Raw genomic sequence first — 11761 nt, 5'->3', positions numbered from 1 at the left:
CGGCGATTACCTGTCGATTTCGGGTTTTATTAACGCTAAAACGTTTGACTAGCCATGGTGAACAACCCTGCTATCCTGCGGGTTGACGATGACTGATATCTCACCTCGTCGATACATACTGTCTGGCGAATCGTTTGTCAATGAATTCGGTGAACGGTAGTAAATACCGTTCAAGCGTATGTATGTATCGGTCGCCGAGCGCGGCACCTCAGTTGGGTTCGTCGGTAGGTAAGGTATATATCGTCCGCAAGTTGCGCGGGGGCAAGTCTAGGTGCTCCCGGGTAAGATTCTCTATTGATAGGAGAAGACATGGCCATCATCAACAAGGGTATGTCCAGGCGTTCGTTCCTCGGCCTCACCGGCAGCGTCGCTGCTGTCGCAGGGCTTGGTCTCACCGGCTGCGGTGGCAGCTCCAACGACGAGGGTTCCGCTTCCGGTTCCGCCGATTCCGCCAACCGTGGCGGCGGTGTGATTACCGCTGGTTCCGCTTACGCTCCGTCCAGCTTCGATCCCGCCAGCACCGGCTCCGCTGTGGGCCTGGGTGCTAACTGGCACGTCGTCGAGGGTCTCTACGGCATCGATTACCACGACTACAGCACCTTCAACGAGCTCGCCACCGACGATCCCAAGTCCGTGGACGACACTACCTTCGAGGTCACCATCCGCAAGGGCGCCAAGTTCTCCGATGGTACCGAGGTCACTGCTGACGACGTCGTCGCTTCCTACACCGCTTGCGCTGCTTCCGCTACCTATGCTCCGTTCTTCCAGCCCTTCGAGTCCATCGAGGCCAAGGATGCCAGCACTGTAACGGTCAAGACCAAGGTCCCCAACTTCTCCCTGCTCAAGGATCGTCTGGCCATCATCCGTGTTACCCCGGCTACTCAGTCCGAGGAGGATCGCGCCAAGCAGCCGATCGGTTCCGGCCCCTGGATGTACGACTCTATCTCCGATACCGAGATCACCCTGGTTCCCAACCCCGAGTACAACGGTGAGTATGCTGCCGAGGATAAGAAGATCCAGTACAGCATCCTGACCGACCCCACCGCTCGCGTTACCGCCCAGCAGGAAGGCTCCACGCTCGTTATGGAGCTCGTCACCGCTGACGCCGTCGACCAGCTCGAGAGCGCTGGCTGCAAGATCGACAACGTCCAGGGCTTCGGCACCCGCTTCATCATGTTCAACGTCGCCAAGGAGCCTTGGAACAACGTCAAGGTCCGTCAGGCCGTCATGTACGCGCTCGACACCGAGAAGATGATCACCAACACCTTCGCCGGCCTTGCCACCGCTGCCAGCTGCTACCTGCCCAAGAGCTTCACCAACTATCATGAGGCTTCCACGGTGTACAAGACCGACGCCAAGAAGGCCAAGAAGCTCATCGAGGAGTCCGGCATCACCCCGGGTGCCATCACCCTGCGCACCACCGACAACGAGCAGATTAAGGGCATGGCCGCCCAGGTCAAGAACGACCTCGACGCTCTCGGCTTCGAGGTGACCATCCAGACCGATACCTCGCCGGCCACCTACGCTGCCATCGACGGCGGCGAGGCCTACGATATCCTCCTTGCCCCTGGCGATCCGTCCTGCTTCGGCGCTGACCCCGACCTGCTGCTCAACTGGTGGTACGGCGACAACGTCTGGATGCAGACCCGTTGCCCGTGGAAGGAGTCCGCTGAGTGGGAGAAGCTCCACGGTCTCATGGACGAGGCTCTTGCCGCCGAGGGCGACGAGCAGCAGAAGAAGTGGAACGAGTGCTTCGACATCATCGCCGACAACGCTGTTCTGTACCCCGTTGTCCACGTCAAGACCGTCTCCGCTTCCTGGGACGATCCGTCTACCGCGCCCAACGGCGAGGCCCTCGATGGCTTCAAGGGCATCGGCACGACGAGCATGTCCTTCAGGGGCGTCGCGACCGTCAAGGCCTAAGACTCGTTTGAGTCATATGTGGGGCGTCGGTCGTAAGGCAACGTCCTCATAGTTGAAACAAAGACCCGGGCGGCCTCGATGTCGCTCGGGTCTTGTAATGAGTATCCATACTCATATACCAGTTGGTCCTACCGACAAAAGAAAGGGGAGAGAACGTGAACAACTTTCTACGTTTGATTGGAAGGCGTCTCGTGGCGCTGCCGATCATGGCATTGGGCGTCACCGTCCTGGTGTTCTTCCTTATGTCGTTCTCCAAGACCGACCCCGCCTATACGGCGTTGGGTGACGGTGCCTCGCCCGAGGCGGTTGCCGAGTACCATGAGAAGTATGGTCTGGACGACCCCTGGCCCGTGCGCTACGTGCGCTACATGGGCGATCTGATCCATGGTGACATGGGCACCTATGGTGCTGCTCGCAACTCCGTTGCCAAGCGCATCTCCACGGCCCTGCCCGTCACGATGCAGCTGACCTTCATCGGTCTTGCCATCGGCGCGGTCGTCTCGTTTTTGCTCGGCGTCATCGCGGCACTGTATCGCGATAAATGGCCGGACCAAGTGATCCGCGTCTTTTCCATCGCCGGCTTGGCAACCCCGTCGTTCTGGCTTGCCGTTCTGTTGATTCTGCTGTTCTCTTCCTACCTTAAGGTGCTCCCGGCATCCGGTGCTCTGCCTCACTTCACCACCAACCCGGCTGGCTATCTGGGACGTATGATCATGCCCGCTATCGCTCTGGCATTCCCGCTGACGGGCCAGATGACTCGTATCGTGCGTACCGCCATGGTTGAGGAGCTCGACAAGGACTACGTCCGCATGGCCCGTGGCGCCGGCGTTCCCGAGAAGGTCGTCGTCGGCATCAACGTTTTGCGCAACGCGCTGATCACCCCGGTCACCACCCTCGGTCTTAAGATCGGTTACCTTATGGGCGGCGCCGTCGTCATCGAGGTCATCTTCAACCTCCCCGGCATGGGTACTGCGATTCTGCAGGGCGTTCAGGGCAACGAGGCGAACCTGGTTCAGGGCGTCGTCATCGTCGTTGCTCTTGCCTTCATCATCATCAACATCGTGGTTGACATGCTCTACCTGCTCATCAACCCGCGCATCAGGACGGTGTAGATTATGGTAAAGATTCGAGAGAAGCAAACCGAGCAGCTCGAGAAGGCTGCCTCCAAGGGGCTCAAGCTCGGTGGCTGGAAGAAGATGACGCTGTCTTCTAAGATTGCCGCCGTCGTGCTGGTGTTGGTCGCCCTGACCGCGATTCTGGCGCCCCTTCTTGCCCCCTATAGCCCGGTCGAGATTTTCACTGCTCGCCAGGCTCCCGGCAATGGATTTATCTTCGGTACCGACGATAAGGGCCGCGACATCCTGTCGCGTATGCTTTACGGTGGCCGTTACTCGCTGATCATCGGCTTCGGTGCTACTGCCATGGCTCTGGTCTGCGGCTCGGTCGTGGGCGCCCTCGCGGCGGTTTCGCGCAAGTCCGTTTCCGAGGCGATCATGCGCATCCTGGACATCATCATGTCCATCCCGGGCATCGCCCTCGCTGCCGTCTTCGTCTCCATCCTGGGCAATTCCGTGCCGTCGATCATCTTCGCCATTGGCTTTATGTACACTCCGCAGATTGCCCGTATCGTGCGCGCCAACATCGTGTCCGAGTACGGCGAGGACTATGTCCGCGCGGTCATCGTTTCCGGCGCCAAGGCTCCGTGGATTTTGATCAAGCATGTTCTGCGTAACTGCATCGCCCCGATCATGGTCTTCACCGTTACCCTGGTCGCCGACGCCATCATCTTCGAGGCCTCGCTGACCTTTATCGGCGCTGGTATCCAGGAGCCCACCGCTACCTGGGGCAACATCCTCGCCGACGCCCGCGGTGGCGTGCTCGCTGGCCGTTGGTGGCAGGCGCTGTTCCCGGGTCTGGCTATCATGATCACCTGCCTGGCGCTCAACATCCTCTCCGAGGGCATTACCGACGCCATGGCCGCTGCTCCCTCCGCCGCCCTGGATCCGACCGATTCCTCCAAGCGCCGCGAGGCCGACCTGCTGGTCTCCGACCCTGTTCGCGCTTACAAGGAGCAGGCTCAGTCCCTGTCCGCCCGTCTTGGCGCCCTGCGCGATGTCGAGCTCAAGCGTAACGACCGCCATGTGCCCGATGAGTCCGTTGAGCCGATCCTTTCGGTCCGTGATTTCTGCATCCAGTTTGAGCACCACGGTGATATCAACGTCGTCGATCATGTCAACTTTGATGTCCGTCCTGGCCAGACCATGGGCCTGGTCGGTGAGTCCGGCTGCGGTAAGTCCATCACCACGCTGGCCATCATGGGCCTGACCGACGATGACGAGCATCTTTCCGGTGAGGTTCTCTGGGAGGGCCGCGACCTGCTCAAGATGAGCAAGAAGGAGTGGTTCGGCCTGCGCGGTACCGATATCGCCATGGTCTATCAGGACGCCCTGTCCTCGCTCAACCCCTCCATGCTCATTTCCGCCCAGATGAAGCAGCTCACCAAGCGCGGCGGTACCCGTAGCGCCGAGGAGCTCCTGGAGCTCGTGGGCCTCGACCCCAAGCGTACGCTCGAGAGCTATCCGCATGAGCTTTCCGGTGGTCAGCGTCAGCGCGTTCTGATCGCTATGGCCCTTACCCGCGACCCCAAACTGGTCATCTGCGACGAGCCCACGACCGCTCTGGACGTTACCGTCCAGAAGCAGGTCATCAAGCTGCTTAACGATCTTCAGGCCAAGCTCGGCTTTGCCATGATCTTCGTTTCGCACGACCTGGCACTGGTCGCCGAGGTCGCTCATAACATCACGGTTATGTACGCCGGCCAGGTTATCGAGCAGGCGCCCACCAAGGAGCTGCTCACCAACCCGATTCACGAGTACACCCGCGGCCTTCTGGGTTCCGTCCTGTCCATCGAGAGCGGTTCGGGCCGCCTGCACCAGGTGCCCGGCGCCGTTCCGAGCCCGCGCGATTTCCCCAAGGGCGATCGCTTCGCACCCCGCTCGAGCCATCCGCGCATTGGCCTGGACACCCGTCCGGTCTTCAAGCGCGTGCCCGGCACCGAGCACTTCTATTCCGAGCTCCCCGACGAGGTGCTCAAGGCAAATGGTTTGACCCCTCACGCGGAGGTGATGTAGATGAGCGAGACCGCAGTCAACGGCGTCGAGCCGATCATCTTCCTTGATGACGTCCACGTCACCTTTAGGACCCGTACCGGCTCGATTCTGCACCCCAACCTGGTTCACGCCGTCCAGGGTGTAACGATTAAGCTCATGCCCGGACAGACCATCGGCATCGTCGGCGAGTCCGGTTGCGGAAAGTCCACCACCGCCAACGTCATGTGCGGCCTGCAGGCCCCCACGAGCGGCAAGGTCTACTTTAAGGGCAAGGACGTTACCAAACGTACCGCCGGGGACCGTCGCCACATGGGTCGCGTCATCTCGGTCGTGTTCCAGAACCCGGCCACGGCGCTCAATCCCCGCATGGTCGTTCGCGAGCAACTGCTCGACCCCATGCGCGTCCACAACCTGGGTACCGAGGCCGAGCAGGAGAAGCGCGTCAAGGAGCTCTTGGAGCTCACCGGTCTGCCCAGCTCCGCCGCCGAGGTTCTTCCCGGCCAGCTTTCGGGCGGCCAGCGCCAGCGCGTCGCAATTGCGCGCGCCCTGTCGCTGAACCCCGATGCCATCATCGCCGACGAGCCCACCTCGGCTCTGGACGTTTCGGTCCGCGCGCAGATTCTGAACCTGCTGACCGACCTTAAGAAGGAGCTCGGCCTGGCCATGGTGTTCATCAGCCATGACATCCAGACGGTCCGCTATATCTCTGACGACATCATCGTTATGAATGGCGGCAAGATCGTCGAGCAGGGCGAGGCCAAGCAGGTCTTCCAGCACCCTCAGGACCCCTACACCAAGATGCTGCTCGGCGCTGCGCCGTCGCTGCTGCATCCCAAGCTCGGCGAGTAGCCTCGCTTTCCCTCCCGTGCGCCCGGTTCCCTTGCCGGGCGCACCTCCGTTGCGATTTCGAAAGGTTGGGTTCACGAGCCATGCCAAGTGCTCAGGAGCTACAACAGCAATTTGGTGAATATCGAGGCGCTATGCCCCGTCCATCGGATTTCGATCTCTTTTGGAAGGACCGCATGGCCGAGGCCGACGCCGTCGAGCTCGACTATGCGATTGAGGCGGCTTCGGTTGCGGATTCCGCGACCTGTCGGTTTTTCGACCTCTGGTATACCGGCATGTGCGGTGCACGCCTGCATGCCAAGTATCTCCAGCCGGTTTCGGACGAGCCCGTGCCGCTGGTGCTACAGTTCCACGGCTATCCGGGTGCAAGCCGCAGCTGGTTCGAGCAGGCGTCGTTTGCGGGCATGGGCATGGCACTCATCGCTCTCGATTGTCCTGGCCAGGGTGGCCCCTCCGAGGATATTGGTGGATTTGAAGGCACGACGGTTGCTGGGCATATCGTCGCCGGTATCGACGGCGACCCGGCCAATCTTTACTATGTCCGCTTGCACCAGGATATCCGCATTCTGTGCCGTATTGTTCGCGAGCTCGAGGGCATCGATCTTTCCCGCGTATTTGTGAACGGCGCATCGCAGGGCGGCGGTTTGGGCATTGCGACCTGCGCGCTTAATAGTGAGCTTATCAATCGCGCTGCCATCCTCTATCCCTTCCTGTCGGATTTCCGCCTTGTTTGGGATCTGGATGCCGACGATATCGCTTATGAAGGCCTGCGTTATTGGTCGCGTTGGTTTGACGAGGACTCGACTCGTATTGAGGAGGCCTATGCCAAACTGGCGTACTTCGATTCCAAGAACTTTGCCCCCATGGTCAAATGCCCCGTGCTGTTTGGCACGGGCACAGCCGATATCGTCTGTCCGCCGGCGACGCAGTTTGCGGTCTACAACAATCTGGCCTGTGAGAAGCGACGCGAGTTCTTTGAGGGCTTTGGCCACGAGGAGATTCAGGACTTTGACGATCTGATCATTCCGTTTTTCTGCGAGGGAGGGGAGGCTCATGTCTAAGTGCGAGAGCAATATCGACGAGCTGATCGTCCCCGGGCTCGCGGAGATGCCTGGAACGGTTTCGTCAAGGCTCGCAGAATATCGGGACTGGCGCGGTGATGTCCAAGCAGATGTTTCTGATTTAGAGACATGCGCTTCGAATCTTGAGATTCAAGGCCTGGCCATTACGGCGATTGACTTTGTTAACCCCTGCGCCCGTTACTCGGAGGTCTCCTTTGAGCTCGGTGACGATGCGATTCACGCTCGTTTGATCGAGCCTGTCGGTCGTGCCCGAGTGTCTGAGCGCGTGCCGCTGTGCCTGATGTTTCACGACATCGATCGACCCGTGCGTGGATGGCATCACATGACGAGATTTGCCGCCATGGGGTATGCCGTTCTCGCGCTGGATGACGATGTTGCTGGTGCGGACGACCTGCAGTGGGGGATTGCTTCGCCCGCTTTTGTCAAGCGCGTCCGTTGGGGCTGCGCGTTGGCGAAGGTCGCGCGCAATCTTGATGGCATGGATCCCGATCGCATTTTTGCATGGGGCGAGGGTCTTGGCGGCGGTGTCGCGCTGGCGGTTTCTGCTCTGGACGAGCGCGGACTTGCCTGCACGGCGGTTGCCAATCCAATTCCCGGTGGCCTCGAGGCTCTGTCGTCTCGGGTGCGCGGATCGGTGCTCATGGGCACGTCGCTCATGGATACCGTGAGCGACCCCAAGGGTCAGTTTGCCGTATTCAACGGTCTTGAGTGTGACCGGAGGCATATCATCTATGCCAAATACGCTCATGAGCGTATTAACGCGTTCGAAAACGAAGTCGTCGACTTCTTTAACCAAACGTTCTATCCGTGTTCTTTGGCCTAGACGGCCTGGACACTGCCAACAAGAGTGAGCGGCATAGGGCCGCTCGCCAGACAGCTAAGGAGATTCTTGTGGCAACTCAGAAATTCACCGGCGTTATCCCTCCCGTCGTTGTTCCCGATACCGAAGACCACCAGCTCGACGTTGCCTCCTTTGAGCGCAGCATCAACCGCATGATCGATGCCGGCGTCGATGGTCTGTTCTTCTTGGGGTCTTCGGGCGAGGTCGTCTTCTCCACCGATGAGCGCCGTCGCCAGATTATCGCCGAGGCCGTTCGTATCGTCGACCACCGTGTGCCTGTTCTGGTCGGCATCATCGATACCGAGACCGAGCGCATGATTGAGCACGGCAAGGTCGCCCAGGAGCTGGGCGCCGATGCCCTCGTCGCCACCTGCCCGTTCTATGCCCTGCAGGGTATGACCGAGGTCGAGGAGCACTTCCGCATCCTGCACGAGGAGCTCGACCTGCCCATCTTTGCCTATGACATTCCCGTCTGCGTTCACACCAAGCTCCCCTGGAAGCTCCTTGCCAAGCTCGGCGCCGAGGGCGTCCTTGCTGGCGTCAAGGATTCCTCGGGTGATGACATCTCGTTCCGCTACCTCGTTCAGGAGAACGAGAAGAACGGCCATCCGATGAGCATCCTCACCGGTCACGAGGTTGTTGTCGACGGCGCCTATCTCGGCGGCGCTGACGGTTCCGTCCCGGGTCTCGCCAACGTTGAGCCCGAGGGCTACGTGCGTCAGTGGAAGGCCGCTCAGGCTGGTGACTGGGCTACCGTCAAGGCCGAGCAGGATCGTCTCAATGAGATCTCCCACATCTGGGATGTCACCTCGGGCGTCCAGGGCTATGCCGGTGGCGTCGGCGCCTTCAAGACCGCTATGAACCTCATGGGCATCTTCGACAGCCCGACCATGCCGCGCCCGGTGAAGGCCATGACCGGTGAGAACGTCGAGGCGATTAAGAAGGTCCTCCAGGACAACGGCCTCCTTTAAAGCTTTCCCAGGCACCCGACCTCGCCGTTCAACCGTGCGGCCATGACCCATTAGGTCAATGGCCACACGGCTTCTCGGCGATCTCGGGCACCTGGAAAACCTTTACCGCGCTGTGACGGCTAGCCTGACGGCGCATTTCCTGTAGTTGTTTATATCTCCTAAGGAGAGCGACATGGAGAACAAGTACGTTTGCTCCGTCGATATCGGCGGCACCAAGATTGCGACTGCCATTATGGAGTATCCGGCTGATGGCGGCGTGCCCCATCCGGTCTTTGAAGCCGAGGTTCCCACCGAGGCCCAAGAAGGCGGCGAGGCAGTTTTCCAGCGCATCGAGGCGTCCATCAAGGCTGCTCTCGAGGCGAACCCCGATGTCGAGGTCCTCGGTATCGGTATTGGCGCCGCCGGTGTCGTCGACCCCAAGACGGGCGCCATCGCCTACGCCAACGAGATCATGCCCGGCTGGTCTGGCGTTCAGTTGGGGCCGCGTCTGCGCGAGGACCTTGGTCTTCCCGTTGCCGTGGTGGGCGACGTGCAGGCTCATGCTCTGGGCGAGGCCCACTGGGGCGTCGGCAAGGGCAAGTTCTCCGTCTTGTGTCTGGGCATCGGTACGGGCATCGGCGGCGCATATGTCGAGAACGGCCGCGTGATGCAGGGCTTCCACGGTGCTGCCGGTCATATGGGCCACATCGAGTGCTCGGCTGCCGCCGGCATTCCCTGCGCCTGCGGGCGTTCTGGCCATCTTGAGTCTGTTGCTTCGGGCACTTCCATTGGTCGCATGTACGACGAGCGCTTTGGCCGCGTCGACCCCAGCCGTCCTTCGGTCGGTCGCGATGTAAACGACCTGTGCCGCGCGGGCGACGCAAAGGCGACTGAGGTCATCCATGACGCCGGCTTTGCGCTGGGTGCCAGCTTGGGCTCGCTCGCTAACATCCTGGACCCTGAGGTCATCGTGCTTTCGGGTGGCGTGATTCACCAAGGTCCCGATTGGCGTTCACAGACGTGGAAGGATTCGGTACACGAGGGCTATGCCAGCCAGGCGCTCGATCCGCTTCAGGACACGCCGATCCTCATCGGTTCTCTTGAGGGCGATGCTCCGCTCATCGGTGCCGCCGAACACCTTCTTGCGTCGTTGAAATAAACATAGCTACCAAGTGCGCCTTCTGAGGTGCCGCAGATTGACGTGAAAGAGGAGCGAAGCGTACTTCGGTACGCGAGCGACGGTTTGAACGTCAAGGTGCGGTGTCTCAGAAGGCTGTTTTTGAGAAAGGTTGAGTCGAACATGACCGTTGATCCTTTGATCCAGTCCCTGAAGGGCAAGCTCGTCGTGAGCGTTCAGGCGTATATGGGCGAGCCGCTTCGTACGCCCGAGACCATGGCTCAAATGTCTCGTGCTTGCGAGCTCGGCGGCGCCGCCGCCATTCGCTGCCAGGGCCTTGCCGACATTGCCGCCATTAAGGGTCGCTGTGAGGTCCCCGTTATCGGCCTGTGGAAGGATGGGCACGAGGGCGTTTACATCACGCCGACGCTGCGTCACGCTCGCGCCTGCGTTGCTGCGGGTGCCGATATCGTGGCGATCGACGCCACCGATCGTCCGCGTCCCGACGGCAAGTCGGTCGAGGATACCTTCCGCCCGCTGCACGAGGAGGGTGTGCTCCTGATGGCGGATTGTGCCACCATCGAGGACATTCGCCGTGCGGTTGATATGGGCTTCGACCTGGTATCTACCACGCTTTCTCACGGTGTCGCTGCCATCGACTGCACCATGGCCGATGGCCCCGATCTGCCGCTCCTGCGTCAGGCGACCGAGGAATTCCCCGGTCTTCCCATCATCTGCGAGGGCCGCGTGCACACGCCCGAGGAGGCTCGCGCCGCGATCGATGCTGGCGCCTGGGCCGTTGTCGTCGGCACCGCCATCACGCATCCCACGAGTATTACAAGTTGGTTCAAGGCTGCGCTTGAGGCGTAAGACAGGCCTCGTATCCGCTCGGGGCGGTATACTCAATAAAGGCAATTGATCGCGCGGGATCCGCTGGCCGGGTCCCGCGCTTGTTTTAGGAGGCGCACATGCAAAAGGGAGATGCCATGGATGCGGCGGAGCGCTCGGAGCGCATCCCCGATATCGTCATCATCACCGGAATGTCTGGATCGGGCCGAACGCAGGCCATGCATGTGTTCGAGGACATGGGCTACTTTTGCATCGACAACTTGCCTCCGCGTCTGATCGCCCAGCTTGCCGAACTCGTCGGCATCAATACGGGCGTGGGCAGGCATCTTGCCGTCACCTGCGACCTGCGCAGCCAGGGCTTGTTCGATGAGCTGCTCGATGCCGTTGCCGCACTCGAGGAGCGCGAGATGAGCTGTGACATCGTGTTTCTCGAGGCCTCTGACGAGGTGCTGATTCGTCGCTACAGCGAAAATCGCCGCCGTCATCCCATTGCCAAGCCGGGGGAGACTACGGCCGATGCCATTCAGCGCGAGCGCCTTCAGCTGCAGGGCGTGCGCGACCGAGCCGATATGATTATCGACACGAGCCGTCTGCGTACCTCTGCGCTGCGCAACAAGCTACGTATGGCATTTTCCGAGCTGTCCGACCAGCAGCTCATGGACGTCCACGTGTTCTCGTTTGGCTTTAAGCACGGCATGCCCGTCGAGGCGGACATTATGATCGACGTCCGCTTCCTGCCCAATCCGTTCTACGATCCCGAGATGCGCACGATGACCGGTCTCGATAAAAAGGTCTCTGATTTTGTTCTGGACCATCCCAAGACGCAGGAGTTTTGGAAGGCTTGGACACAGCTGCTCGATACGGTGATGCCAGGCTATATCGCGGAGGGTAAGCCGCAGCTTTCTATCGCCATCGGCTGCACGGGCGGCCAGCATCGCAGCGTTGCCATTGCCGAGGCCACGGCCCGTTACCTGGAAGGCGCTCAGTATCATGTGAGCATCTCCCACCGCGACCTGTCGCGCGCCAACACGAAGGCATAGGCC

Annotated in this window: 10 protein-coding genes; all 10 read left to right on the top strand. The window is 60.7% G+C overall.

The features are described from left to right. Nucleotides 1-309 precede the first annotated feature (309 nt). The 10 genes from I4W09_RS07505 (at nucleotide 310) to rapZ (ending at nucleotide 11758) form a co-directional block, all read left to right on the top strand. The gene (locus I4W09_RS07505; RefSeq protein ID WP_195363241.1) at nucleotides 310-1923 is read left to right on the top strand and encodes an ABC transporter substrate-binding protein; all 1614 of its coding nucleotides are present in this window, start codon (nucleotides 310-312) and stop codon (nucleotides 1921-1923) included. Between the two features lie 155 nt (nucleotides 1924-2078). Then, nucleotides 2079-3035, top strand: a complete 957-nt coding sequence (locus tag I4W09_RS07500) for an ABC transporter permease (protein WP_022094871.1) — start codon at nucleotides 2079-2081, stop codon at nucleotides 3033-3035. Nucleotides 3036-3038: 3 nt separating this feature from the next. Further along, a complete protein-coding gene (locus I4W09_RS07495) occupies nucleotides 3039-5054 on the top strand; it encodes a dipeptide/oligopeptide/nickel ABC transporter permease/ATP-binding protein (RefSeq protein WP_022094872.1) in 2016 nt (671 codons plus the stop codon). Continuing rightward, nucleotides 5055-5882, top strand: a complete 828-nt coding sequence (locus I4W09_RS07490; protein WP_196033310.1) for an ABC transporter ATP-binding protein — start codon at nucleotides 5055-5057, stop codon at nucleotides 5880-5882. An 80-nt stretch (nucleotides 5883-5962) separates the two neighbouring features. After that, nucleotides 5963-6940 (top strand): acetylxylan esterase, encoded by a 978-nt coding sequence (locus tag I4W09_RS07485; RefSeq protein WP_055310506.1) that lies wholly within the window; start codon nucleotides 5963-5965, stop codon nucleotides 6938-6940. Beyond that, nucleotides 6933-7784 carry an acetylxylan esterase gene (locus I4W09_RS07480; RefSeq protein WP_055286947.1) on the top strand — a complete coding sequence of 284 codons (852 nt, stop codon included), beginning with the start codon at nucleotides 6933-6935 and terminating at the stop codon, nucleotides 7782-7784. Before I4W09_RS07485 ends, I4W09_RS07480 begins: the two co-directional genes overlap by 8 nt. A 68-nt stretch (nucleotides 7785-7852) precedes the next feature. Further along, on the top strand, nucleotides 7853-8773 hold the full coding sequence (locus I4W09_RS07475; RefSeq protein WP_035138887.1) for a dihydrodipicolinate synthase family protein: 921 nt from the start codon (nucleotides 7853-7855) through the stop codon (nucleotides 8771-8773). Nucleotides 8774-8945: 172 nt separating this feature from the next. Then, a complete protein-coding gene (locus I4W09_RS07470; RefSeq protein ID WP_055286945.1) occupies nucleotides 8946-9911 on the top strand; it encodes an ROK family protein in 966 nt (321 codons plus the stop codon). A 141-nt stretch (nucleotides 9912-10052) separates the two neighbouring features. Further along, nucleotides 10053-10739, top strand: a complete 687-nt coding sequence (locus tag I4W09_RS07465; protein ID WP_006236154.1) for an N-acetylmannosamine-6-phosphate 2-epimerase — start codon at nucleotides 10053-10055, stop codon at nucleotides 10737-10739. A gap of 98 nt (nucleotides 10740-10837) precedes the next feature. After that, entirely contained in the window at nucleotides 10838-11758 is a 921-nt protein-coding gene (gene rapZ / locus I4W09_RS07460; RefSeq protein ID WP_022094878.1) for an RNase adapter RapZ, read from the top strand. Nucleotides 11759-11761: the final 3 nt, after the last annotated feature.

Origin of the sequence: Collinsella aerofaciens (assembly GCF_015670795.1) — a bacterium.
Lineage (GTDB): Bacteria > Actinomycetota > Coriobacteriia > Coriobacteriales > Coriobacteriaceae > Collinsella > Collinsella aerofaciens_Q.
Note: the sequence above shows the minus strand (reverse complement) of the source record. Positions and strands in the feature narration are given on the sequence as shown.